The 25673-nt window shown below is 60.8% G+C and carries 24 protein-coding genes and 1 pseudogene; 12 read left to right on the plus strand and 13 right to left on the minus strand.

Translation table 11 applies throughout. The annotated features are described in order from the left end of the window. Position 1: 1 nt before the first annotated feature. Together B5P46_RS11310 and B5P46_RS11315 are read right to left on the minus strand one after the other, a co-directional pair. A complete protein-coding gene (locus B5P46_RS11310) occupies positions 2–1243 on the minus strand; it encodes a GNAT family N-acetyltransferase (protein WP_129418717.1) in 1242 nt (413 codons plus the stop codon). A 223-nt stretch (positions 1244–1466) separates the two neighbouring features. Beyond that, complete coding sequence (locus B5P46_RS11315; RefSeq protein ID WP_003547289.1) at positions 1467–1676, minus strand: DUF2842 domain-containing protein; 210 nt, start codon at positions 1674–1676, stop codon at positions 1467–1469. Between the two features lie 115 nt (positions 1677–1791). On the opposite strand from B5P46_RS11315, the gene B5P46_RS11320 reads away from it, so the two are divergent. After that, positions 1792–2895 (plus strand): COX15/CtaA family protein, encoded by a 1104-nt coding sequence (locus B5P46_RS11320; RefSeq protein WP_129418718.1) that lies wholly within the window; start codon positions 1792–1794, stop codon positions 2893–2895. Positions 2896–3033: 138 nt separating this feature from the next. Continuing rightward, positions 3034–4233, plus strand: coding sequence for an endonuclease/exonuclease/phosphatase family protein (locus B5P46_RS11325; RefSeq protein WP_245456135.1), 1200 nt, complete (start codon positions 3034–3036; stop codon positions 4231–4233). Here the strand turns inward: B5P46_RS11325 and B5P46_RS11330 are convergent. From B5P46_RS11330 to B5P46_RS11360, 7 genes are all read right to left on the minus strand, one after another. Continuing rightward, complete coding sequence (locus B5P46_RS11330) at positions 4196–4987, minus strand: sulfite exporter TauE/SafE family protein (protein WP_129418888.1); 792 nt, start codon at positions 4985–4987, stop codon at positions 4196–4198. The two genes, B5P46_RS11325 and B5P46_RS11330, sit on opposite strands and share 38 nt — an antisense overlap. 184 nt (positions 4988–5171) lie before the next feature. Next, the gene (argC, locus tag B5P46_RS11335) at positions 5172–6104 is read right to left on the minus strand and encodes an N-acetyl-gamma-glutamyl-phosphate reductase (protein WP_129418719.1); all 933 of its coding nucleotides are present in this window, start codon (positions 6102–6104) and stop codon (positions 5172–5174) included. Between the two features lie 60 nt (positions 6105–6164). Next, positions 6165–7127, minus strand: a complete 963-nt coding sequence (gene speB / locus B5P46_RS11340) for an agmatinase (protein WP_129418720.1) — start codon at positions 7125–7127, stop codon at positions 6165–6167. Positions 7128–7351: 224 nt separating this feature from the next. After that, positions 7352–8536 carry a CmlA/FloR family chloramphenicol efflux MFS transporter gene (cml, locus tag B5P46_RS11345; RefSeq protein WP_129418721.1) on the minus strand — a complete coding sequence of 395 codons (1185 nt, stop codon included), beginning with the start codon at positions 8534–8536 and terminating at the stop codon, positions 7352–7354. A 304-nt stretch (positions 8537–8840) separates the two neighbouring features. Beyond that, positions 8841–9308 carry a 30S ribosomal protein S9 gene (gene rpsI, locus B5P46_RS11350; protein WP_018241561.1) on the minus strand — a complete coding sequence of 156 codons (468 nt, stop codon included), beginning with the start codon at positions 9306–9308 and terminating at the stop codon, positions 8841–8843. A 1-nt stretch (position 9309) separates the two neighbouring features. After that, a complete protein-coding gene (gene rplM / locus B5P46_RS11355; protein WP_003558420.1) occupies positions 9310–9774 on the minus strand; it encodes a 50S ribosomal protein L13 in 465 nt (154 codons plus the stop codon). A gap of 315 nt (positions 9775–10089) precedes the next feature. Continuing rightward, complete coding sequence (locus tag B5P46_RS11360) at positions 10090–10989, minus strand: LysR family transcriptional regulator (protein ID WP_206735340.1); 900 nt, start codon at positions 10987–10989, stop codon at positions 10090–10092. A gap of 74 nt (positions 10990–11063) precedes the next feature. Between B5P46_RS11360 and B5P46_RS11365 the strand changes: the two genes are divergently transcribed. Both B5P46_RS11365 and B5P46_RS11370 read left to right on the plus strand, forming a co-directional pair. Continuing rightward, complete coding sequence (locus B5P46_RS11365) at positions 11064–11294, plus strand: DUF1127 domain-containing protein (RefSeq protein WP_129418723.1); 231 nt, start codon at positions 11064–11066, stop codon at positions 11292–11294. Positions 11295–11390: 96 nt separating this feature from the next. Further along, complete coding sequence (locus B5P46_RS11370; RefSeq protein ID WP_129418724.1) at positions 11391–12224, plus strand: enoyl-CoA hydratase; 834 nt, start codon at positions 11391–11393, stop codon at positions 12222–12224. Here the strand turns inward: B5P46_RS11370 and B5P46_RS11375 are convergent, their stop codons facing one another. Both B5P46_RS11375 and B5P46_RS11380 read right to left on the minus strand, forming a co-directional pair. Further along, positions 12225–13061: an EamA family transporter gene (locus tag B5P46_RS11375; RefSeq protein WP_129418725.1), complete on the minus strand. Its 837-nt coding sequence runs from the start codon at positions 13059–13061 to the stop codon at positions 12225–12227. A gap of 465 nt (positions 13062–13526) precedes the next feature. Next, a pseudogene (locus tag B5P46_RS11380) lies at positions 13527–13848 on the minus strand (hypothetical protein). A gap of 139 nt (positions 13849–13987) precedes the next feature. Between B5P46_RS11380 and B5P46_RS11385 the strand changes: the two are divergent. From B5P46_RS11385 to pstB, 8 genes are all read left to right on the plus strand, one after another. Then, a complete protein-coding gene (locus B5P46_RS11385; protein WP_129418726.1) occupies positions 13988–14416 on the plus strand; it encodes a CoA-binding protein in 429 nt (142 codons plus the stop codon). Positions 14417–14533: 117 nt separating this feature from the next. Further along, positions 14534–15835 (plus strand): O-acetylhomoserine aminocarboxypropyltransferase, encoded by a 1302-nt coding sequence (locus B5P46_RS11390; protein ID WP_129418727.1) that lies wholly within the window; start codon positions 14534–14536, stop codon positions 15833–15835. Continuing rightward, entirely contained in the window at positions 15832–16185 is a 354-nt protein-coding gene (locus B5P46_RS11395) for a cupin domain-containing protein (RefSeq protein ID WP_129418728.1), read from the plus strand. Before B5P46_RS11390 ends, B5P46_RS11395 begins: the two co-directional genes overlap by 4 nt. Positions 16186–16366: 181 nt before the next feature. Beyond that, on the plus strand, positions 16367–18496 hold the full coding sequence (locus B5P46_RS11400; protein WP_129418729.1) for a bifunctional diguanylate cyclase/phosphodiesterase: 2130 nt from the start codon (positions 16367–16369) through the stop codon (positions 18494–18496). Between the two features lie 355 nt (positions 18497–18851). Beyond that, positions 18852–19874 (plus strand): phosphate ABC transporter substrate-binding protein PstS, encoded by a 1023-nt coding sequence (gene pstS / locus B5P46_RS11405; RefSeq protein ID WP_129418730.1) that lies wholly within the window; start codon positions 18852–18854, stop codon positions 19872–19874. 200 nt (positions 19875–20074) lie between these two features. Next, complete coding sequence (gene pstC, locus B5P46_RS11410) at positions 20075–21052, plus strand: phosphate ABC transporter permease subunit PstC (RefSeq protein WP_129418731.1); 978 nt, start codon at positions 20075–20077, stop codon at positions 21050–21052. Between the two features lie 2 nt (positions 21053–21054). Further along, entirely contained in the window at positions 21055–21912 is an 858-nt protein-coding gene (pstA, locus tag B5P46_RS11415) for a phosphate ABC transporter permease PstA (RefSeq protein ID WP_129418732.1), read from the plus strand. Further along, positions 21909–22715, plus strand: a complete 807-nt coding sequence (pstB, locus tag B5P46_RS11420) for a phosphate ABC transporter ATP-binding protein PstB (protein ID WP_129418733.1) — start codon at positions 21909–21911, stop codon at positions 22713–22715. The genes pstA and pstB overlap by 4 nt, the downstream gene beginning before the upstream one ends. A gap of 15 nt (positions 22716–22730) precedes the next feature. Here the strand turns inward: pstB and B5P46_RS11425 are convergent, their stop codons facing one another. Continuing rightward, positions 22731–23975 (minus strand): cytochrome P450, encoded by a 1245-nt coding sequence (locus B5P46_RS11425; RefSeq protein WP_129418734.1) that lies wholly within the window; start codon positions 23973–23975, stop codon positions 22731–22733. Positions 23976–24034: 59 nt separating this feature from the next. Next, positions 24035–25465, minus strand: a complete 1431-nt coding sequence (locus tag B5P46_RS11430; RefSeq protein WP_206735341.1) for a GGDEF domain-containing protein — start codon at positions 25463–25465, stop codon at positions 24035–24037. Between the last annotated feature and the right edge of the window lie 208 nt (positions 25466–25673).

Raw genomic sequence — 25673 nt, forward strand, 5'->3', positions numbered from 1 at the left:
ATTAGCCGATCCGTGCCCGGATACCCTGGGCGAATTTATAGAGCTTCGGGCGGGCCTTGATGTGCGCCTTGCCGCGGGTGACCATCCGGTGGGCGGCGCCGGCGACGACGCCGAACGGCGATACCGGCAGCACCACGTCGTAATGCACGGTCTCGACCGGCGCCCAGGAACGCTTGTAGGTCTGGTCGCCGAGGCCGAAATCGAACAGCGCGACGCCCTTGCCATGCAATCCCGAGATGGTCTGCCAATAGAGAAATTCGCCGGGGCTCGTATCCGGCACGAGCTCTTCATCGATCGCGCCGAACTGGCAGATGATATGGTCACCCTTGCGCGAAATCCCCGAAATCGCGGCGATCTTACCCTCATGCTCGCCCTTGAGCCGGAGCATATGCATCTGCAGCCCGAAGTACTGCCTGGTGTCGTCCTGCTTGTCGATGAGACCGTGCAGGAAGGTCTGCGTTTCCCTGTCGGCAAAAACGTCGGGCAGGCCGAGGCTGGCGAAGCGGGCGCTTTTCAGGCGGAAGAAGATATCGAGCAGGCCGTGCTGTTCTGCCGATGTCTCGGGAATGACGTATGCGAAGCCGCCGGCCGCCTCGAGACGCTTCAACTGAACACGGAATTTCTTGCGCCGGTTCTTGGCGTTGAGCTGCTTCAGCGTGTCCTCGAAAGCGGTAAGGAACGGCAGCTGATAGGCGTGATTCTGGTTCTGCACCATCGGCAGCCCGGCGAGTGGGCTCTCTCGCCCGCGCCATTCCAGCGGAATGTTCTGCAGCAGCAGCAGATCGGCGCGGCCCTTCAGCGCATGCCGGAGCCGGCCGGCGAACTCATGGGGGTCGATGGTCCTGCCTGCTTCGGCAAAGCTCTCTGCGAACAGGCCGGTATTGATATTGCTGTGATCGGCGGCAATGAATTTCGCCGTCCTGAGGCCGCGAGACTTGACGATCTCGACCGGCAGAATGAAGGAGGTCTGACCCGCATGAGTGGCTTTGAGGATCGCAAGCGGCCGCTGGAAGGCGCTCACCCAGGCGGCGCACCAGTCGTAGCTCTGATGCAGGGACTGGAGGTTGTCGCGCTCCAGCGCCCGCCAGTCATCCTCCAGCGGCTGCATTACGTCGAAGACTTCGATGTCGAGTTGGGCCATGGCGAGTTTCATGCTCAGCTGGCGCAGGCGCGAAATGGCCGTATCGGCCAGCGCCACGTCGTCGGACGGCTGTTCATGGACATCGAGCTTTTGCGTCTGCACGGTTTTCTCCGGTCAAGAATGCTGAACGGAAAGGTAGGTATGCCGGACGTATATTTGGTTTAACCGCAGGCGATGGGCGAGGTTTTCCGCAGATCACGGTTATTCGGCCGTTAACGGCCCTAAAGCATGTCGCGCAAAAGTGTGCAGCGGTTTTGCGACAACGACGTGCGTAAAAACAAAGACCTAAAGCGCGACAAGCGAATCTGAAAGATCGCGACGCGCTTTAGCGCTGCGGTGGTCCGGCCATCCATTTAATGATCACCATCGCCGGCAATACCCAGAGCAGACCGGTGAGCAGGAAATAGAGCAGATGTCCCCACCAGGGCGCGTTGCCGAGCGTTGCCACCGCGATCGTATTCGCCACCAGCGCATAGACGACCACGAGCACGATGATGAGGATCGTGCCGATGAATTTGCGGAGGCGGACGGGCATCGGTTATCTCTCGGCATGGAGGGGTCGAACCGGCGCGACGGCATGCCGCAAAGGTTCGGGGCTTGTTTTGCATGAGCCGGTGGGGCAAATCAACTGCCGGATAGAAGGAGACATCATGGCCGTCGCAAACCCGACCACGGAACAGGCGATCCTGAGCGAAATGCGCAAGCAGAATCGCGACCGCCGCGCCTTGCGCCTCTGGCTCGGCTTCGTGCTTTTGGCGCTCTTCTGTCTCGTGCTCGTCGGCGGCGCCACGCGGCTGACCAATTCCGGCCTGTCGATCACCGAGTGGAAGCCGATTCATGGCGTCATCCCGCCGCTGTCCGCCGCCGAATGGGAGGAGGAATTCCGCCTCTACCAGCGCATTCCCGAATTTCAGCAGTTGAACAGTTCCATGACCGTCGATGAGTTCAAGGGCATCTTCTGGTGGGAATGGGCGCACCGGCTGATCGCGCGTGCCATCGGCGTGATCTTCGCGCTGCCGCTCATCTATTTCTGGCTGACCGGGCGGATCGAAAAGCGCCTGCGCTGGCCGCTCGTCGGCATCCTGGCGCTCGGCGGCCTGCAGGGGTTTATCGGTTGGTGGATGGTGTCCTCGGGGCTTTCCGTCCGCACCGACGTCAGCCAGTACAGGCTGGCGACGCATCTCGTCATGGCCTGCCTGATCTTTGCCGCCTGCATGTGGATCATGCGTGGTCTCTCACCGCATTCCGACGATCCGCAGCCGGCACGAAGCTCGCGCGGTTTTGCCGCCGCGATCGCCATTTTCTCACTGTTCCAGATCTATCTCGGCGCGCTGGTGGCGGGGCTTGATGCCGGTTTCTCCTACAATACCTGGCCGCTGATGGATGGCGCCGTCATCCCTTCCGATCTGCTGATCCAGCAGCCCTTCTGGATCAATGCTTTCGAGAACCCGAAGACGGTGCAGTTCATCCATCGCATCGGCGCCTATACGCTCTTCGCATTGACGCTGATCAACATGGTGATCGCCCTTCGCGCAGCACCTTGGACCACCCACGCACGCCGCGCCATCCTGCTTTTCGTGCTGGTCACGCTGCAGGCAGCGATCGGCATAGCGACACTGCTGATGCAGGTGCCGCTTCACTGGGGCCTGCTGCACCAGGCCGGCGCGCTTGTCGTTTTCGGCTTCGCGGTTGCCAACTGGCGCGGCTTTTACGGCGAATATCCGCACGGGACGATGATCGCCGAGCGCGATTGAAGCTGGGCCTCACCGTGGCGCCGCGGACCGATGTAATCGTTCACGACCAACGGGCGCTTGCTGACTTAAACGTGTAATATTGCATCGATATATGCAACTGGGTTAGGTTCGGCGAACGGCGACAGCGTGGAGGGGGCGATGTCCAATAATTATGCCGGAATGCGCAGGGCATTGGAGGGGCAACCGAAGGGAACGATCGAGCGCTGCGCGCAACGCCTTCTCGACATTCGCAAGACGCTAACGCCATTGCGCACCCAGAAGAAAGACAGCTCGCTCTTGCTGGCGACCTGGAACATCCGCGATTTCGATTCCAACAAATTCGGCTTCGGTCCACGCCTGCCGGAGACCTTTTATTATATCGCCGAGATGATCGCCTGCTTCGATCTGGTGGCGATCCAGGAGGTCAACCGCGATCTTTCGGCCCTGGAAAAGGTGATGAAGATTCTCGGCCGGGAATGGGACTATATCGCAACGGATACGACGGCCGGGTCCGGCGGCAATTCCGAGCGCATGGCCTTCGTCTACAACACCGAGAAGGTCTGGTTTCGCAAGGTCGCCGGGGAAATCGTGCTGCCGGACGGCCATCTCGTCGTTTCGAGCAAGAAGGTCAAGGCTCCGAAGAATCAGCCCGACGTCGAGCCGAAGACCGTCGAGATGGAACAGCAATTCGCCCGCAGCCCGTTTCTCGTGGCGTTCCAGTCCGGCTGGTTCCGCTTCAGCCTCTGCACCGTGCATATCTATTATGGCGCCGACTCCGGCCCGCAGTTGAAGAGGCGCATTGGCGAGATCGAACGGCTCGTCGAATTCTTCGCCGAGCGGCAGGACGAGGCGAGCACCCAGGAACTTGACCGGAGCGGCGCCGTCGAAAACTACATCCTGCTCGGCGATTTCAACGTCGTCAGCCCTGAGCACAAGACGATGAAGGCTCTGAAAAGCCATGGTTTCGTGGTCCCGGCCGAAATCGACGGCGAGAAAGTGCGCAAGCTCGGCGACCATTTCTATGACCAGATTGCCGTGCGCGTTATGGATAAGCGGTTTAAGGTGATCACCGGCGGCATGGTCGACATGTATGCCGATGTCTTCCGCTCCAATGACGGGGATAGGCAATTTATGCCGGACATCTGCCGAAAAGCGATCCGGAGACCAACCCGGAATTCAAGGCGAAGACGCCGGAAGCGCTCTATGAGAAATGGCGGACCTGGCAGATGTCGGATCATGCACCGCTCTGGCTGGAGATCGACACGGATTTCGCAGAGGATTACCTACAGAAGATCGCCAGCGGCAAAAATCCACAACCGGTCTAACGCAATACGCTGTCGAGCAGCGGCATGCCGATGATTGCAGAGGCGGCGATCAGGATGTAGCAGGCGATGCGGAAGGTTCGTTCCTTAGCAAGCCCGAACAGTTTCGAGCCGCCGTAGAGCCCGACCACATAACTCGGCAGGATGACGACGGTGAGCGCAAAGACGGCGGGCACGAACAGTCCGCCGATATAATAGCTGATGGCGCTGAAGACGGACGAGATCGAGAAGTAGAGCACGACATTCGCCCTGACGCGGGTGAAGTCGCTCTTGCCGCCGAGCCAGTAGGCGACGACCGGCGGCCCGCCGAGCTGCGCAGCGCCGCTGAAAAGCCCGGCGATCAGCCCGACTCCGCTGGTGAGCGGTGCGGACGCCTCCCCGTGATAGCGCCATCCCGATACCAGCAGCGCGAGCAAGGAGATGGCGATGATCGTGATACTCCAGCGCAACAGCATCGGGTCGAGCAGCGCCAGCATCGCCGTGCCGGCCGGGACGCCGAGCGCGGCACCCGCCGCCATGACGAAAACCTCGGGTCGGTTGGCGCCGCGCCAGGCCGGCGGGATCATCCCAAGTGTGGCAATGCCGTCAATGACGAGCAGGATCGGTGAGATCAGCTTCGGCCCGACGATCGCGCCGCCGAGCGGAATGAAGATCAACGCGGCGCCAAAGCCCGAAAAGCCGCGGGCAAGCCCGGCGATGAAGGCAAATGCCATCAGCGCATAGATGCCATGATCGGGCAAGGCTGCGGCAAACCATGCGCCGACGCCAGCGATAAGCGCATCCAGCGTCATGACATCGGCTCCGTGATTCGGGATGGGCAGCGAGGAAGGATCCGGTTTCATAGCCCAATCGTCATCGATGATCGAGCGCGAAAGCGATGCTGCGGCCGCCGATGCAAGCGGCCGCGGAAAGATCATGATGAAGACATCGATACAAAGCTCGAACGGCATCCACGCTGATGCCGTCGTCTGCGCCTTACGAGGCGAGCATCAGGTCCATGTTCTGGACGGCAGCGCCCGACGCCCCCTTGCCGAGATTGTCGAGCAGCGCCACCAAATTGACCTGCGAAGCGCCTGGTGTGCCGAAGACGAATAGCTTCATCGTGTCCTTGCCTTCGAGCTCGATGGCATTGACGCGGGGCAGGGCCTTACTTTCGGCCAACGGCACGACACTGACGATATCCTGGCCGGCATAATGGGCAACGAGGGCGGCATGGATGCTCTCCATCGTCGTGCCCTCGGCGAGATCGTCGAGATGCAGCGGCACCTGCACGATCATCCCTTGCGCGAACTTGCCGACCGACGGCGAGAAGATCGGCGCGCGGTCGAGCAGGCCATGCACGGTCATCTCGGGCACGTGTTTGTGGGTGAGCGGCAGGCCGTAGAGGAAATGCGGCGCGGTGATCGCATCCGGGTGATCCGGGTTTTCCATCTGCGCGATCATCTGCTTGCCGCCGCCGCTATAGCCGGAGACCGCGTTGACCGTGACGGGATAACCGTCCGGCAGAATGCCGGCGGCGCGCAGCGGCCGGATAAGGCCGATCGCTCCGGTGGGATAGCAGCCGGGATTGGCGACGAAACGAGCGGCAGCGATCTTGTCGGCCTGCTGCTTGTCCATTTCCGCAAAACCATAGGCCCAGGCGGGATTGACGCGGAAGGCGGTCGAGGTGTCGATGACGCGCACATTGTTATTGGCTGAAACCATCTGCACCGCTTCCTTCGACGCATCGTCGGGCAGGCAGAGAATGGCGATGTCGGCGCCGTTCAGCATGTCCTCGCGCATGGCGGCGTTGCGCCGCTCGGCTTCGGGTATGGACAGAAGTTCGACATCGCGGCGGCCGGCCATACGCGTGCGGATCTGCAGACCCGTCGTGCCGTGTTCGCCGTCGATGAAGATTTTCGGTGCCATGTTAAACCTGCGCTTTCAATGGGTTCTGAAGGTTTCCGGATTCAGTTTGAGGATGATAGGTCAGCCTTGTGACACGGCGATGGCGCGTCGCTCGGCATGAAGCCCCAGCATATACATCGCCACCGTTGCCCCCGCAATGGCGGTGATGTCGGCATGATCGTAGGGCGGCGATACCTCGACGACATCGGCGCCGCGGATATCGAGCTGGTGCAGACGCTGCAGCACCGAGAGGATCTTGGCGCTCGATGGCCCGCCTGAAACCGGCGTGCCGGTGCCCGGCGCAAAGGCCGGATCGAGGCAATCGATATCGAAGGTGAGATAGGCCGGCGCCCCGCGCGTCTGGGAGATGATCGCCGAGGCGATATCGCTGGCGCTCATCTCCTCGACCTGATGACCGTAGAGAATATTGACGCCGCAATCCTCAGGCGCATGGGTGCGGATGCCGATCTGAATGGAGCGGTCGGGATCGATGATGCCTTCGCGCGCGGCCCGCGCCACGAAAGAACCGTGGTCGATGCGGCGTTCCTCGTCGAACCAGGTATCCTGGTGCGCGTCGAACTGCACGAGAGCGAGGGGGCCATGTTTTGCCACATGCGCTTTCAGCAGCGGCCAGGTGACGTAATGATCGCCGCCGAGCGTCAGCAGGAAGGCGCCGCTGTCGAGGATGACATTCGCCTGGCGTTCGATAGCGGCTGGCGTGTCCTGATGATTGCCATAGTCGAGCAGGCAATCGCCGTAGTCGATCACGGCCATTTCGGCGAAGAGATCGCGGTTGAAGGGATATTGCGCATCATTGTCGAAGATCGCCGAGGCGCGCCGGATCGCCTGCGGCCCGAAGCGTGTGCCCGGCCTGTTCGATGTGGCGGCATCGAAGGGAATGCCCCAGACGGCGACGTCGACGCCGGCGAGCTCCTTGGTGAAGCGGCGGCGCATAAAGGACAGCGCGCCGGCAAAGGTCGGATCGCTGGCGGCGGAGGTCAGGCTGGTCGCCGTGAAGGCGTGGTCAATCGATCTGTTCGCCAAGTCATGCTCCTTTTTTCGGTCGCAAAACCATAGTCGCGTTCGATGCGGACGCTGCATTGCATCATCACCGTTCGACGCCAAAGCGTCGGGTGGCGGGTCTCGCAAAGGAGTTGGCTGATCCCTTGCGCGCAGAAAGGGGTAGGCGAGGTACCCGCAGATTTCAAGCCATCGATCGGATGACGGCCGCTCGTTCCGGTCGAGCGGCCGTTCTTGACTATCTGCTCTCAGGCCAGCCGCCGCAGGGACCATAATCCGGCGAGCGTCGCCAGCGCACTCGCTGAGACATAGCCCACGAGCGGCCAGGCGCTGTCCCCGCCGAGCAGAAGCACGAAGACGGTTCCGGCAAAGCCGACGATGATGCTCTCGACGCAGAAATAGAACGCGACCGCCGTTCCCGCCGTGTCGCCAAAGGCCTCAAGCGCGCCGTTGGCGGTGACCGCCGTCGCCAGGACGATGCCGATCGCGATGATCCACATCGGCACGACGAAGCTGACGAGGGAGGGCTGCAGAAACAACTCTCCCAAGGCAAGCAGCACGGCGCCGAGAAGCAGCATCACCATGCCTCTGGCAAGGCTGCCTGCAATGCCCCAGCGCATGACGAAACGTTTGGCGAAAGGCGCGGTCACGACCATCACCAGCGCCACCGTGGCAAAGACGAAGCTGAAGCCGATGCCGGAAAAACCGGCTCTATCGATCAAGATGCGAGGTGCCGTCGAGAAGAAGACGAAGAAGGCCCCCATCGCCGTGCTGAATCCGCCGGTATAAACCCAGAAGGCAAAGCTTGTGAGGATCGGGCGGGGAGCGATCTTCGCGGTGGCGGCGGGACGGGTCTCATGCCACCGCATACCGGCGTTGAAAAGGGCGATAACCGAAAGAAGGCCGATGACGAGGAAGATGGCGCGCCAGCCGAAGCGATCGGCGATCAAGGCTCCGGCGATCGGGCCCAATGCAGGCACGAAGGAGAGGATGGAGCCGAGCAGGCTATAGATCGTGCTGCTTTCAGGACGCCCGGCGTAGACGTCGCGCACTGTTGCGAAAGTTGCGACAAGGGCGGCCGACGCACCCACTGCCTGCAGCAATCTCAAGGTCACGAAGAGCGATGCCGACGAGGTGCCAGCAAGCAGCAAGGAGGAAGCGGCAAAGAGTGCCGTGCCTCCGAGCAGGACGGGCCGTCGTCCGACAATATCGGAAATCGGGCCGAAGATGATCTGGCCGACACCGAGCACCAGCATGTAGAGGCTGAGGGTCAGTTGGATGACCGCCGGCGAAGTGCCGAGCGCCTCCGGCATGATCGGCACAATCGGCAGATAGATATCCATGGCGAGGGAGGTCAGGATGTCGAAAGGCGCCATCAGCAGCAAGGCTGCCGGCAAGGAATAGGTCCAGCGTTGGATTTTGGGATAAGACATGGAAAAGAACCCGCTCAAATGATTTCATTCGGCGGCGATCTGTCTCTTCAGCAGTATCGGGATTGGCCGGACAGACGCCGCAACAACAGGGCAGAGTTGTTGCGGCTTATTTGTCTGCGGACTTGGTTATTCCCATGATGCGACCTTGACTGCGGCTTCGCTCACTTCCGAAGCGCTTTGCCAAGTTTCTACCAGCAGAACCGGAATGCGACAATGGCATGCCGGCACGCTTCCGATTGGTTTAAACAGCGCAAAAAAAGGCCGGGTTGCCCCGGCCTTCGTAAATTCCGTCTGTCCGAAGCGATTAACGCTTGGAGAACTGGAACGAGCGGCGGGCCTTTGCCTTACCGTACTTCTTGCGTTCGACGACGCGGCTGTCGCGGGTCAGGAAGCCGCCCTTCTTCAGCACCGCGCGCAGGCCCGGTTCGAAGTAGGTGAGCGCCTTGGACACGCCGTGGCGAACCGCACCGGCCTGGCCGGAGAGGCCGCCGCCGGCAACCGTTGCGATGATGTCGAACTGGCCGTCACGGGCAGCCGCGACGATCGGCTGGCGCAGGATCATCTGCAGCACCGGACGGGCGAAATATTCCGCGAATTCCTTGCCGTTGACGATGATCTTGCCGGAGCCCGGCTTGACCCAGACGCGGGCGACGGCGTTCTTGCGCTTGCCGGTCGCGTAGGAGCGGCCGAGCGAATCGACCTTGCGGACGTGGGCCGGAGCAGCAGCTTCGGAAGCCGTGCCGAGATCCTTCAGGGAGGAGAGGTCAGCCATATCAGGCGCTCCTTACGTTCTTTTTGTTGAGCGCGGCAACGTCGAGGGCGACCGGCTGCTGGGCTTCATGGGGATGGTTGGAGCCGGCGTAAACGCGCAGGTTCTTCATCTGGCGACGGCCGAGCGGACCACGCGGAACCATGCGTTCGACGGCCTTTTCGAGGACGCGCTCCGGGAAGCGGCCTTCGATGATCTGGCGTGCGCTGCGTTCCTTGATGCCGCCGGCATAACCGGTGTGCCAGTAGTAGACCTTGTCGGAATACTTCTTGCCGGTGAAAACGACCTTTTCGGCATTGATGACGATGACGTTGTCGCCGTCGTCAACGTGAGGCGTGAAGGTTGCCTTGTGCTTGCCGCGCAGGCGCATAGCGATGATGGAAGCGAGACGGCCAACGACCAGCCCTTCGGCGTCGATGATCACCCACTTCTTCTCCACCTCTGCAGGCTTCTGGGAGAAGGTTGCCATAGTGAATACTCTCTTTTGGGACCCTTGGCCCGAAGGCTTGAAGGGCGTTTCTTGTTGCTTGGATTGGCACGCTCGAGGCATGCCAAAAAGAAAGCAGCCCGGATAGGCTGCGTTCTGGCGCGGTGTATAAAGGGAATATGATATCGGGTCAATATCGACCTTCCGAAGGTTTTGAAAAAAAATTAAACAAAAACAAGTACTTAAATATGAGGTATCTTGATACCTCATATTTCCGCAATCGCGGACTGCTGCGCCTGACGTTTTTCACGTCGCCTCTACCGGTTTGAAATAGCGTCCGACGGTCGAAAGCAGCTCTCAACCTTTGAACGCGCGCAGGCATTTAATCATTTCGCGAAGCCCGCGTGTCAGATGTTTGTCTCGGCGTAGAACCATGCCGAGACGGCGCGTGAGCCGCGGGTTCAGCGATGCAGTCGTCACGAGGCCGGCGCGGTCGCGCGTGAGCGCCAGGCCCGGCAGGATCGACCAGCCGAGCCCCACGGCCACCAGCTCCTTGATCGCCTCGATACTGCCGAACTCCATCGCAGGTCGGATCCTGGTATCCGGTGCAGCCAGCCACGCGTCGATTGCGCGCCTGGTATTGCCGCCCTCATAAAGCAGCAGCGTCCTGTCGCGCATGAAGGCGGCGTCCGGCCCGCCTTCGGGCATCAGGCTGCCCGCGGGGGCGACGGCCAGCAATTCCTCCTCGTAGAACGGTTCGGTCTCGAAGTTCCGTCCGGATGCCGGCAGGGCGACGACGGCGATATCGAGGCTGTTGGCCTCCAGATCGCGCAGAATGTCGTCGGCATCACCGATGCGCACGGTGATTTCGAGGCCGGGCATGGATTTTCTGGCAACGGCGATGGCGCGAGGAAGCAGATGGATCGATGCCGTGCCGCCGCTGCCGATGCGCACGCGGCCGCTGGCGCCATCTCTGTACGGCATCATCGCTTCCTCCGCGGCAGCCGATTCCTGGAGCAGCCGCCTTGCATGCACGAGCAGGTCGAGGCCTGCCGCGGTCGGCTGCGCCCGCCGCCCGACGCGTTCGATCAGCCGGACGCCGAGCCGCTGTTCCAGCCCCTTCACCTGCAGGCTGACGGCTGGCTGGGTCAGGCCTTCCTTGTCGGCCGCAGCCGTAAAGCTTCCGAGATCGGCGACATTGACGAAGGTGGCAAGCTGATCGAGGTGGAGAGGCATACAAAAGAAATCCTTATGCATATCATAATATCCATAAGCTTCCTTCATGGCATCTTCCAGCGCATCTTTCAGCCGTTGAAGAAGGGAAGAAAGAGATGGCCCTGGAATTAAGCGGGATCCTTGACACACCTCGCGATATCGTTCGGTCGAGACTTCACGGGATGGCGCGCTGGAGCCTGCGGCTGCTTATGACGATCGAACATCACCTCGAAAAGCGCCGCAGCCGCCGCACGCTTTTAGAACTCACCGACGACGAGCTTTGCGATGTTGGTCTGACCCGTGCGCAAGCGAGGGCAGAAATATCGAAATCCTGGTTCTGGTCCTGACGGCAGCGGCCGCTGCAGGGCGTGCGGATCCTGCTCGAAATTTCAGGCGCCTTGTGGCAAAACGTCTGCCTGGAATCGAGCGCAGGGAGCAGCATCATGGCCGAAATCGTATCCTTCCGAAAGGACGCCGCCGGAGCGGAAGAGGGCGGCTTGCTGACCCGCTCGCTGCGCGACGGCGTGCTGCGGCTCGTGCTCAACAACCCACCGGCCAATGTGCTTTCGATCGCGCTTCTCGAAGCGCTGATGGAAGAGCTCGAGACGGCCGGAGCGGAGCCGGATGTGCGCGTCGTCGTCATCGCCTCGAGCGGGAATGTCTTTTCCGCCGGGCATGATCTCAAGGAACTCACCGCCCATCGCGCCGATGAAGATCAGGGGGTCGGTTTCTTCGAAAGGTCCTTCCGGCTCTGCGCCGATCTGATGCTGAAGATCGCGCATCTGCCGCAGCCCGTCATCGCCGAGATCGACGGGCTTGCAACGGCTGCGGGCTGCCAGCTCGTTGCTTCCTGCGATCTGGCGATCTGCACGGACAGTTCGACATTCTGCACCCCGGGCGTCAACATCGGCCTGTTCTGTTCGACGCCGATGGTGGCTGTTTCCCGTGCCGCGCACAGCAAGCAGGCGATGGAGATGCTGCTGACCGGCGAGACGATCGACGCCTCGACCGCCAAGGATTTCGGCCTCGTCAACCGTATCGTGCCGAAGCAGTATCTGGCGCAGGTGGTGTCCAAATATGCGGCAGTGATCGCCAGCAAGTCGCCGCTGACGCTGAAGATCGGCAAGGAAGCCTTCAACCGGCAGCTCGAACTGCCGGTGGAGGCGGCATATGATTATACCACCCGGGTGATGGTCGAGAACATGCTGACTGAGGATGCGCGGGAAGGGATCGGTGCCTTCCTCGGCAAGCGCAAGGCCGAATGGACGGGTGAGTGATCACGCCAGCTTCAGAAGCAGCCCGCCGATCGCGATGACGACGCCGGCGACGTAGCGCCAGATGCTGGCTTTTTCCTTGAAGACGGTGATCGAGATTACCAGCGCAAAGAGGATTGCGGTTTCGCGCAGGGCGGCGACGGTCGCGACCGGGGCTTTCGTCATCGCCCAGAGCGCCAGTCCGTAGGAAGCGATCGAGCCGGCGCCGCCGATGAGGCCGCGCCACCAGTTGCGGCGAACGTGACGCACTACTGCGAAAGCGCCGCGCTGGGACGCTGCCCAGGAAAACAGCAGTACTGGCGGCAGCAGCGACATCCACAAAGTATAGGAAACCGCATTGCCGGAGATGCGTGCGCCGATTCCGTCGACATAGGTGTAGCTGGCGATGACGCAGGCATTGGCAAGCGAGAGGATGACGGCGCGGCTGCTGCCACGCCGCGCCTCCAGGGCGAGCGTCAGCACGCCGGCCGAGATCGTCATCGTGCCTGCAAGGGCGCCGCCGGAAAGATTTTCCTTCAGGATGAAACCGCTTGTCGCGGCGATCAGGAGTGGCGCGCAGCCACGCATCAGCGGATAGACGAGGCCGATATCGCCGGCCCGGTAGGCGGCGGCGACCAGCTGAAAATAGGCGAATTGCAGGATGGCCGAGGCGCCGATGAACGGCCAGGCCGAGGCGTGCGGCAACGGCAGGAATGGCAGGAACGGCAGTGCGGAAACCGCGCCGCCGGCCGAGATCAGCGCCGCATCGAGGGATTTATCGCTGCCGGCCTTGACGATGGCGTTCCATGTCGCGTGCAGCAGTGCGCCGAAGAGAACGAGCAGGATGACGTCGAGAGGCAAGGGAGTAAATCCGGAGGATGGGAGTAAGCGGAATACGCCTCGCCTTTGGCGTTTCAAATTCCTGAAAAGACAACTGGGATTTGCACGAAAATGTACGGCTGCGGTCGCTTATGCGTTCATATGTCGAATAGCATCCTTTCGGTATGTGAACAATGGGAGCAATTTTTACGTGCGCGCGACATGCGTTCAATCCAGGCGATCCTTTCAACTATGAGATGTTTCTAATGGATGGAAGAACAAAGAGGGAAATTATCAGGAACAAAAAAAGAAAGTATCTGCAGGAATGACGGAGCCGATTATTCTATGCTGCTGAAATATAGATATTATTCTATAGCTTTGACATAGGGGAAAATTAAAGCTTATGATTGTGCAATCTTCAGGAAATCGCAGCGCGGAATTGAGCACAAACCTTTCGCAAGCGCGAAAGGCGTACAGTTCCTGCGTCCGCCATGACGGTGAAAAACATCAGAGCTGATGATGCGGAACGAAGAGCATCCCGTCAAGGTTGTCGATGTTCTGGCAGTTTAGCACTTGGCAGCGGGGAGTGTCTTTCGAAGGGATATGCGTCCATTCCGCATAATCGGTCGCGTCGCAATAATTGCTGTTGCGGACATAGCGATCGTAGAGCGGCAAGCCACGGGGAGACTGGTAGCGGAAGATGACGGCGCCCTGATTGTGGATGGCGGCGCGCACTGGCACAGCTCATGGTGAGCGGATTGTAGCGCGAGATAGCCAGCGCCGGCGATGCGGCGAGCACGAGCATGAGGGCAAGAGCGATTTTTTTCATCGAATCATCCTCAAGGAGTATCCAGTTCGTATATACGGGCCAATTCATATATACGGGAAAGACACGCAGCCGGTTTCACGGAAACGCAAAAAAAACATGCCGGCCGTGCCGAAGGGCTTTCGGGAGTGGAGAAGCGGACATGAATCACGACGCCTACACGGATGATTACCTCGCCGGAATCCTGCATTCGGTAAAGACCATCGCGCTGACCGGCGCTTCGCCCAATCCGGCCCGGCCGAGCAACGGCGTCCTGGGCTATCTGCTGTCGCGCGGCTACGAGGTCATTCCTGTCAATCCGGGGCAGGCGGGCAAACAGATCCAGGGCCGTACCGTGTATGCCCGGCTCGCCGACATTCCGGTGCCGATCGACATGGTCGACGTCTTTCGCGCCTCCGAATATCTGGACGGGGTCGTCGAGGAGGCGCTGGCGCTGAGGCCGCTGCCGAAGATCATCTGGTCTCAACTTGGTGTTCGCGACGATGCGGCTGCGGCAAAGGCGGAGGCCGCCGGCATCCAGATGGTGATGAACCGCTGCCCGGCGATCGAGTATCCCCGTCTTATTGCCTGAGTTGCGGTCCGCTGAGACGGATTTTCCACCGAACGCCCATGGGTTGAAACGGATCGCGATTAACTTTCGCAAGCGACCGGCTATGATCCTGCCCGTCAGCAACAACTGGAGGACGACATGGCCAAGAACGATCCGGGATTCAACACGTTGGCGATCCATGCCGGTGCGCAGCCCGATCCGACGACTGGCGCGCGGGTAACGCCGATCTACCAGACGACCGCTTTCGTCTTCAATGATTCCGATCATGCAGCCGCCCTTTTCGGCCTGCAGGCCTTCGGCAACATCTACACCCGCATCATGAACCCGACGCAGGCCGTGCTCGAGGAGCGTGTCGCAGCGCTCGAGGGCGGCACCGCAGCCCTTGCCGTCGCCTCCGGCCATGCGGCGCAGGTGATCGTCTTCCACAATATCATGCGTCCTGGCGAGAATTTCATCGCTGCCCGCCAGCTCTACGGCGGTTCGATCAACCAGTTCGGCCATGCCTTCGAGAATTTTGGCTGGCAGGTGCGCTGGGCCGATGCCGCCGATCCGGCAAGCTTCGAAAGCCAGATCGACGACAAGACGCGCGGCATCTTCATCGAGAGTCTCGCCAATCCCGGCGGCACTTTCGTCGATATCGCCGCCATCGCCGACGTCGCGCATCGCAACGGCCTGCCGCTGATCGTCGACAATACGATGGCAACGCCGTATTTCATCCGTCCGATCGAACACGGCGCCGATATCGTCGTGCATTCACTGACGAAGTTTCTCGGCGGCCACGGCAATTCCATGGGCGGCCTCATCGTCGACGGCGGCACTTTCGACTGGTCGAAATCCGGCAATTATCCGATGCTGTCGAGCCCGCGGCCGGAATATAACGGCATGGTCCTGCATGCGACTTTCGGCAATTTCGCCTTTGCGATCGCCGCCCGTGTGCTCGGCCTGCGCGACCTCGGGCCAGCGATCTCGCCCTTCAACGCCTTCCTGATCCTGACCGGCATCGAGACGCTGCCGCTCAGAATGCAGCGCCACAGCGACAATGCGATCGCCGTCGCGAAATGGCTGAAGGCGCACAGCAAGATCGCCTGGGTGAATTATGCCGGCCTCGACGACGACCCGAACCACGCCCTGCAGCAGCGCTACTCGCCGAAGGGCGCCGGCTCTGTCTTCACCTTCGGGGTCAAGGGCGGCTATGAGGCGGGCAAGACACTGGTCGAGGGGCTGGAGCTCTTCTCCCATCTTGCCAATATCGGCGACACCCGCTCGCTCGTCATCCATCCGGCCTCGACGACGCACCGGCAATTGACCGACGAGCAGAGGATCGCTGCCGGCGCGGGGCCTGACGTGGTGCGCCTTTCCGTCGGCATCGAGGACGTCAAGGACATCATCGCCGATCTCGAACAGGCGCTCTCGAAGATCTGCGATCAGAGGGATCCATGATGACCACGGAAAACTTCATCACCTTCAGCATCGATAGCGTCGAACCGGAATTCGGCGCCCCGGAGCCCGGCCGGATCATCTCGGGCGATCCGCAATTCCGTACCTGGAGCCTGGAGGAGGCCGAAGGCGGCCTTTATTCCGGCATCTGGGAGGCGACACCGGGCAAGTGGCGGATCGTCTACGAGGAATGGGAATATTTCAGCCTGCTGTCCGGCCATTCGATCGTGACGGAGGACGGCGGTGAGCCGGTTCATCTGAAGGCGGGTGACCGGATGATCCTCAGACCCGGCTTCAAGGGAACGTGGGAAGTCGTTGAAACGACTCGCAAGGATTATGTGATCAAGGTTTGACGGTCGCAGCGATGATCCGAAACGGCAAGCGGGCCTTTATCCCGGATTGAAAGCTTTTAACCAATCCCATTAATCGTGCCTACATCGGCAAATGCTAAACCTTATCTGCAGCGCATTGCGGACATGATGTCTCCTGCCGTCCCACAGACATGGCCTTGCAATTAATCTTTGCGGAATTTGCATGTCGTCGAATCTTGCAGCTAGGCACGTTCGGACTCAAACGTCTTCCATCATTGCGACAACCGTCTGCTTCCTTGTCGTCGCCCTCGTATTGACCGGCCTTATGGCACATGTCGTCGTCACGATGACCCGGTCGGCGAACGAGATCGACGATGCCAGGGCCAGTCGCGCCGCCCGCGCGGCGGTTGCAGCCTTTGTGGCTCGCTTGAGCGGAACAACGACGGACAATGCCATATGGGACGATGCCTATAGTGCCGTCTCATCTCCGGCCGCTGCGGATTGGGCCTATGAGAATTGGGGAAAAACCAGCGAGGATTATGCGCTTTATGACGGCGCGATCGTGACCGGCCCTGACGAGTCTTCGATCGTCTCAGCCTATGCCAAAGGCAAGCCCTTCCAGCCGCGCACGTTTTTCGGGGAAGCCTTTTATCAGCAGATCAATGCGGCTGCAGCTCCGGCCAAGGCGCCGGTGGTCAATTTCATCAAGACCAAAAGCGGTATAGCGCTGATCGCCTCGCAGGCCATCCAGCCGTTCGAGGCCGCCCCCGAGGTTCCGAAGTTCAGTGTGCTCAGTTTCTACAAGGCGTTTACGTCGGAGGTTCTCGACACCCTCTCCAACGAACATGAACTCGAGGGGCTGAGCCTCGAGACGATGCCCAAGCCGGGATTCCTGAACACGCCGATCACCGACATGAAGGGAGCCGTGATCGGCTACCTCGTTTGGCCCAGCAAAGCGCCCGGAAGCGCCGTGTTTCACCAGGTCTATCCTTATCTTGCAGCTTCTACCGTCATCCTTTCGCTATTCTTGATCGGCGTTCTGTTGGTTGGCGCATCCGAGGCGCGTCGCCTGCGCCAACTGGCGCAAACGGCTCGCTTCGAAGCGAGCCATGACAGCTTGAGTGGCTTGTTGAACAGACAGGGGCTTCTCCGCCTGCTGGAGGATCTGGAGAGCCCGGATTCTTCGCCGCCGCGGCTTTACTTGGTTGATCTGGACGGCTTCAAGGCGGTCAACGATGCTTGGGGGCATGCGGTTGGGGATGATTTGATCCGGATCGTCTCGAACGCACTGATCACCAGTCATCACGAAGTCCTGGCCGCGGCCCGGCTGGGAGGCGACGAATTCGCGCTGGTGCACGTGGGATCCACTGCACGCGAAGAGATGGAAGAGGCGATTCTGGCGCTGTTTGCCGAGCCCTTCAAAATTGACGGGCGAACGATCGAAGTTGGCGCAAGCATCGGCGCTGCGGCGCGCGATGGAGACATATCGCCTTTGGAGCTTCTTCGCAGAGCCGACATGGCGCTGTATCGTGCCAAGGCAAATGGCAAAGGTCAGGCGGTTGAATACGATCCCGAACTGGACCGGGAACGCATACGGGTCGCCGAGCTGGAAGGTCTCTTGAAAAACGCCATCGGCAGCGGCGCAATCGAAGCCGTTTTCCAGCCTCTCGTCTCTGCTTCGACCGGCGCTGTCACCGGTCTTGAAGCACTGGCGCGCTGGAAAACTGCAACGGGGAACATCAGCCCGGAAATATTCATCCCTCTTGCTGAAAGATGCGGCCTCATCGATGCCCTCGGCGTCCATATGCTGAGAACGTCGATCGGGCATGCCAAGAACTGGCCCGTTCTGACTTTGTCGGTGAACGTTTCGCCGATCCAGCTCTGCAATCCGGAATTTGCTGCCCAAGTGATCACGATCCTGCAGGAGTTGGATTTCGATTCAAACCGCCTGACACTTGAAATCACGGAAGGCGTTTTGATGACAAATCCGGATCAAGCCCGCCGGTCGATAGACCAACTCAAGCGCGTCGGCATAAAGTTTGCTCTTGATGATTTTGGCTGCGGCTACGCCAGCATCGGCGCATTGCGTCAATTTGGGTTTGATCGCATGAAGATCGACCGCTCGCTCGTGTCCGCTCTCGATGAAACCGCAAATGGCGTCGATATTCTTCGGGCAACTATCTCCTTGGCGACTGCTCTGCTGATTCCCGTGACCGCGGAAGGTATTGAGAATACCCGTCAGGCGGCGATCTTGCGAGACGCCGGCTGCGACCAGCTTCAAGGTTATATGCTCGGAAAACCCATGTCGGCATGCGACATATCCATCAGGCTGCGAGAAGAGTCGGTCGCGTGATCTCGTAAAGGCCATCGCACGAATTCGGTATCGGGCACGAGCGGCCCGGCATTTCGAATTCCTGAAAACGACATTTCCAGGCATCGCTGCGGCAATCCACCACAGCCATGCGTCAATCTATCCCAATGTTTTTGCTAAGGCTTTGTTAAATCCGCGATTCAACGAAAAGGCCTCAACGGGAGCATTTGAGGCACGGCCTCGCGGTCGGTTGCGACCGTCAAATTCCGTCATCAAACTGTAATAAAACGCGCCTAGCCCGCCTGCTGTGACGGGAATTTCAGCGCCCCAGACAATGGACACCCCCTCCATGGCGCTGGTCTCGTTGTTTTTCAAATCCATTAGGGAAGCGCTTCATATGCTCACCAAGAAACTTCTTTCGGCCTGTCTCGGCGCCGGCCTGGTTGCCGCTCTGGCGGTTTCGGCCTCCGCCGCCGATATCACTGGCGCCGGCTCTACCTTCGTCTATCCCGTCCTGTCCAAATGGTCTGCGGACTACAACAAGCAGACCGGCGACAAGCTGAACTACCAGTCGATCGGTTCGGGCGGCGGCATCGCCCAGATCAAGGCTGCAACGGTTGACTTCGGCGCGTCCGACGCCCCGATGAAGCCGGAAGACCTGACGACGGGCGGCTTCGGCCAGTTCCCGCTCGTCGTCGGCGGCATCGTGCCGGTCATCAACGTCAAGGGCATCAAGTCGGGCGAACTGAAGCTCACCGGCAAGGTTCTCGCCGATATCTACCTCGGCAACGTCATGAAATGGAACGACAAGGCCATCGCCGATCTGAACCCGGGCCTGAAGCTGCCCGACAGCCAGATCGCCGTCGTCCACCGTTCGGACGGTTCGGGCACCTCCTTCAACTGGACCAACTACTTCTCCAAGGTCAACGAGGACTGGAAGAGCAAGGTTGGCGAAGGCACGGCCGTCAACTGGCCGGTCGGCATCGGCGGCAAGGGCAATGAAGGCGTTGCCGCTTACGTCACCCGCGTCAAGGATTCGATCGGTTACGTCGAATACGCCTACGCCCTGCAGAACAAGCTGCCCTACGTGCTGATCCAGAACGCCGCAGGCCAGTATCCGAAGCCGAATGCCGAAAGCTTCTCGGCTGCCGCCGCCAGCGCCGAATGGACCAAGGCTCAGGACTTCTATCTGATTATGACCAACGCTCCGGGCGAAAAGGCCTGGCCGGTGACCGCCACGACCTGGGCGATCATGTACAAGGAGCCGAAGGATGCGGCGCGCTCCAAGGCTGCCTTCGCCTTCTTCAAATGGGCGCTCGAAAACGGCCAGAAGGAAGCTTCCTCGCTCGACTACGTTCCGCTTCCGGAGACCCTGGTGAAGCAGATCGAAGATTATTGGACAGCCTCCTTCAAGGGCTGATCCTGACGAAACTGCGGTCGGGGCGGGAAGCTTGGCTTTCGGTCCTGGAACAGGATGATTTTAGGCCAATTTGGCCTAAAATCTGAATCCCGTTCTAAATTAAGGGGTTAGAGCATGATGTCACCCGAAAACCGCTTACACGTTTCGGCGTCGCGCTCCGATGCCTTTGAAACCCCCTCAAAGCAGCAGAGCGGACGGATATGAGCGAAGCAACGGCATCGCTGCCCGCCACAACCGCGGGCGTGAAGCGCCGCGACGGCGCGACAGGCGATCGTATTTTTTATTGGATAGTTTTGGGCTGCGGCCTGCTTGTTTTGGTCGCACTGTTCGCAGCGGCGTTCTCCATGGTCTGGGACGGGTTTCTCGCGTTCCGGACCTTCGGCTTTGGCTTCCTGACCGGCATGGAATGGGATCCGGTTGCGCAGCGGTTCTCGGGCCTTGTACCGATTTACGGCACGCTGGTCACCTCGGCGCTCGCCATGATCATCGGCGTTCCCGTGAGCCTCGGTATCGCCGTTTTCATTACCGAAGTTGCGCCGCGCTCCATTCGCGGCCCGATCGGCGGCGCCATCGAGCTTCTCGCCGGTATCCCCTCGATCATCTACGGCATGTGGGGTCTCTTCACCTTTGCTCCCTTCATGTCGGATTACGTCCAACCGGTGCTGATCGACTGGCTGGGCCCGATCCCGATAATCGGCGCACTGTTCACCGGCGCCCCGCTCGGCATCGGCATGCTGACCTCGGGCATCGTGCTGGCGATCATGATCATCCCCTTCGTCTCCTCGGTCATGCGCGACGTCTTCCTGGTCGTCCCAGCACAGCTGAAGGAATCGGCCTATGCGCTTGGTTCGACCAAGTGGGAAGTGGTGCGCGACATCATCATTCCGCACACCCGCACCGCTGTCGTCGGCGGCATCTTCCTTGGTCTCGGCCGCGCGCTCGGAGAGACCATGGCGGTCACCTTCGTACTCGGCAACACCCATAACATCGCGGTGTCGCTGATGGAGCCCGGCACGTCGATCGCTGCGACGCTCGCCAACGAGTTTGCCGAAGCTTCGGATGACCTCTACAGGTCGTCGCTCTCGGCGCTCGGTCTCATCCTCTTCGTTGTCACCTTCATCGTTCTGGCGGCCGCCAAGCTCATGCTGGTGCGCATGGCAAGACAGAGGGGAGAGTAGTCATGGCCACACATTCTGGTTCCATTTACCGCCGCCGCCAGATCGGCAGCATGATCGCGCTGTCGCTTTGCGGCATAGCGACCGTGGTCGGCCTGGTCTTTCTGGTTTGGATCCTCTGGACGACGCTAATACACGGCCTATCTGCGCTCAGCCCTAGTCTCCTCACGGAAATGACGCCGCCGCCCGGCGAAGATGGCGGCGGTCTCGCCAACGCCTTCATGGGCAGCCTGCTGATGGTCGTTCTGGCTGTTATCATCGGCACGCCGATCGGCGTGCTGGCCGGCACCTTCCTGTCGGAGTTCAGCCGCGGCAAGAAGATTGGCGGGGCAATCCGCTTCGTCAACGATATCCTGCTTTCGGCGCCGTCGATCATCATCGGCTTGTTTGTCTATGAACTGGTCGTCCGCCCGACGTCGCGCTTCTCCGGCTTTGCCGGCGGCATCGCGCTCGCCTTCATCTTTCTGCCGGTCGTGGTGCGCACGACCGATGAGATGTTGCGGCTGGTTCCGGATGTCATGCGTGAGGCAGCACTTTCGCTCGGCATCCCGCGCTGGAAGGTAACGGTCAACGTACTCTACCGCGCCGCTTCCACAGGCATCCTGACCGGTATCCTCCTTGCGATTGCGCGCATTTCGGGCGAAACCGCGCCACTCCTTTTTACGGCTCTGAACAACCAGTATTGGAGCTTGGACATGTCGCAGCCGATGGCGAATATTCCCGTCGTCATCTTCCAGTTCGCTATGAGCCCCTATGAGCAATGGCAGAATCTTGCCTGGGCAGGCGCCTTCGTCATGACGGCGATCGTGCTTATCCTCAGCGTGGGCTCCCGCGCCATCCTCAACCGCAGGAATGCGAGATGATGCTTGAGAACAAGGCCTTCGAACCTCGCCCGGCCCACCCGGCCATAACAGTCGACAAGATGGCGCTGACCGGCGTCAACTTCTACTACGGCGATGCCCACGCGATCCGCGATGTCACCCTGAGCTTTCCGGAACGCCAGGTCTCGGCCCTGATCGGCCCGTCCGGCTGCGGCAAGTCCACGCTGCTGCGCATCCTCAACCGCATCTACATGCTCTACCCGAAGATGCGCGCCACCGGCTCCGTCACGCTCGACGGCCAGAATATCCTCGACCCCCGCTATTCGATGAACGAGTTGCGCGCCCGGGTCGGCATGGTCTTCCAGAAGCCGGTGCCGTTCCCGATGTCGATCTACGACAATATCGCCTACGGTATCCGCCACCACGAGCGCATCTCCAAGGCCGAGATGGATGTCCGCGTCGAGCAGGCGCTACGCTCGGCAGCGCTTTGGGAAGAGGTCAAGGACAAGCTGAAGGGCAGTGGCCTCGGCCTTTCCGGCGGTCAGCAGCAGCGTCTCTGCATCGCGCGTGCCGTGGCGCTTCGCCCCGAAGTGCTTCTCCTCGACGAGCCGACCTCCGCCCTGGACCCGATCTCGACTGCCAAGGTGGAAGAGTTGGTCGCCCGGCTGAAGACGGATTTCACCATCGTCATCGTCACCCACAACATGCAGCAGGCAAGCCGCATCTCCGACAACACCGCCTTCATGTATCTGGGCGAACTGGTGGAATACGGCCCGACCGCCGAGATTTTCCAGTCGCCGAAGGTCAAGCGCACGGAAGACTACATCACCGGCCGTTACGGCTGATCCGCAAAGAGTGGGTCACCATTGCAAATCCAGCCGGTCCAGCCCGTGGAAATGGTAGACATCCTTGACCACCGGTGTCTTCGCCAGCCTCAGGCCGGCAAGCCGCTCGAACAGGATCGGCAGCACGACGTTGAGCTCCAGCCGCGCCAGCGGCGCGCCGATGCAGAAATGGATGCCGGCGCCGAAGGAGAGGTTTGCCGCCTCGTTGCGGTCGGGCCGGAAGGTCAGCGGATCGGTGAATTTCGCCGGGTCGAGATTGGCGGCGGCAAGGACGAGGCTCACCTTGTCGCCGCGCTTGAAGGAGACGCCGTCGATTTCGGCCGGCTCCAGGGCCCAGCGCTGGAAGATGTGGACCGGCGCGCAGATGCGCAGGGTTTCCTCGACGGTGCGCTCCGTCGTCGTCTCGTCCCGGAAGAGTTCCGCCGGATCGCAGCCGCTGTCGAGGATGGTGCGTACGGAATTGCCGATCTGGTGCACGGTCGCCTCATGCCCGGCATTGAGCAGCACGATCGTCGTCGAGACGAGCTCCTCCTCGGTCAGATACTGGCCCTTGTGCTCGGTATGGATCATGTGGGTCAGCAGGTCGTCGGCCGGTTCGGCGCGGCGTTCTGTGATCACCGTCTTGACGTAATCGGAAAATTCCTTCGCCGCCTGTTCGGCCTCTTCCTCCTGCTCGCGCGTACGGCCGAACATGTACATGCGGACATAGGCGTGTGACCAGGCGAGCAGTTTTGGTCCCATCTCCTCGGGGATGCCGATCATCCGGGCGATCATCGTCACCGGGATGATGTCGGCAAAGGCCGAGAGCAGCTCGACCTCGCGCTTCTCCGCGAAGCCGTCGATCAGCCGGTTGGCAAGTTCGGCAAGCTCCGGTTTCATCTTCTCCACATGGCGGGAGACGAAGGCGCGGTTGACGAGCGTGCGCAGCCGCGTGTGCTCCGGCGGTTCGAGTTCGAGCAGGGAATAACGTTCCGAGAGATCGAAACTGGCAAGATGCGGCATTGGCTTGGCAAGGCCAAGCTCCTCGCGGCTGGCGATATGCAGGATCTGCCGGCCGAAGCGGCGATCGCGCAGCAGCCCGTTCACATGGTCGTAACCCGTGAAGAACCACTGCTTCTGCTCACTCCAGTAGAAGGTCGGGCAATGGGCGTGAAGTGCGGCATAGACGGCATTCGGGTCGCCGTAGAAGGCCGGGTTGCGGCTGTCCAGCGAGACATGACGGTTGGCGCGGTCGATCGAGAGAAAGGATGGGATCATCATGCCCCGAGCCTTAGCGGATTTGCCGGACCTCGGAAAGATGTGGGGCAAGCGATCCCGGATTACCCGGCCCGTGACAGTGTGCCCATGCGTCGCAGCGCTTCCACCTGGTCGTCGACCGTCGGCACGAGTTCGCCGGCAGTGCTGCTCGGCGTGGCCGGTGCAGGGGCTGCGGCCTCCGCTTCGCCGAAGGTGACCGTGCAGTTGCGGCCGGCGGCCTTCGCCGCATAGAGCGCTCGGTCGGCGGCCGAGATCAGCTTGTCGATATTGGCTTCGATCGAGGAGGCGAGCGCGATGCCGATGCTGACGGTGACCGGAACGATCGCTTCGCCGGTGCTGACGGGAAGACGGCAGAATTCGGTGCGGATCGCTTCGGCGATCGCCTCGGCTTCCGTCTGGTCCGCGACGGCGGCGAATGCGGCGAATTCCTCGCCGCCCATGCGGCCGAAGATGTTGTTCGGAATATACTGGCGGGCCATGCGCGCAAAGGCGGTCAGCACGGCATCGCCGGACTGGTGGCCGAAACGGTCGTTGACGCGCTTGAAATGGTCGAGATCGAAAAGGATCACCGCAACCTGGCTCTGCTCGTTATGAGCTCTTTCCTGAATGTCGTCGAAATAGCCGAGCAGGCCGCGGCGGTTGAGCACGCCGGTCAGCGAGTCGGTCAGGGTGAGGGCACGCAGGTGTCGTTCGGAGCGCTCCATGATCAGCCGGCAGGTGAACGCGAAGGCGATGGTCAGCAGGAAGGCGCTGGCCATGGCGGAGGCGCCGCCGAGATTCGTCGCCTCGATATCGCTTGGCATCGTCAGCGCCATCGTCAGCGCTGAGCCGAAGCACAGGCAGCCCTGGAGGACGAACACGCCCATCAGCTTGATGCGGGTACGCTCACGGCGCATGTCGCCGGCGGCGACCGCCATGGCGAGTGCCGTCGCACCCGTTGCCGAAGCAAGGTTGTAGAGCACCACCCGGTTTGAATAATCGCTATTGACCCAGGGCAGGAAGACACCGGCGAGCCAGATTGCCGGCGGCAGCAGTGCCCACCATTCGATCCTCTTGCGGTCGAGTGCCAGAAAACCAGCCACCCAGGCGCTCTGGCCGAGCAGGGCGATGGCATTGCCCGCCTCTACTGAAAGCACGCTGGGGATTTCGCCGCGCAGCGCGACCATCGCAAAGCCGATGCCGGTCAGGAGGAAGCCCAAGCCCCAATAGAGATAGGCCTCGTTCCTGACGTTGTGACGCCAGGCGACGAACAGCACCAAAGCGAGCGTCATGGCCTCGGAACACCAGATGGCGAGACCTGTAGCAATATTGAACACGGCAGCAAACCCCTCGTCTGTCGGCCCTTGTCTGTCAGGTCGCATCCTTGCCGAGGAAGCTCGCCACTTCCTTAATGTCGCTGCGCTGCGGCATTGTTTTAGGCCGATATCTGCCGGTAGGCTTTCCGTTGGGTAAACGTGTATGAGCACAGTCGAATAGAGTAAGCCTTCCTTCATCCTGTCATGGAGAAAAGCCGGGGGAGACAGTGCCAAGGGCTCGCCGTTAACAGGCGTTTGGGGGAAAGAGGCTACCAGGAGCCGCCTTGCCCCGCCTTCTTAACGTTATCCTCATGCGTGTCTTGAAGAGGAGGGCCGGGACACTCTATGTAGGGGTAAGACATTTTTCTTTGATTCCCGGCGCCGGCCGGCGAGACGTTGACAAAGG

Origin of the sequence: Rhizobium leguminosarum (assembly GCF_004123835.1) — a bacterium.
In the GTDB taxonomy this organism is placed as follows: domain Bacteria; phylum Pseudomonadota; class Alphaproteobacteria; order Rhizobiales; family Rhizobiaceae; genus Rhizobium; species Rhizobium leguminosarum_M.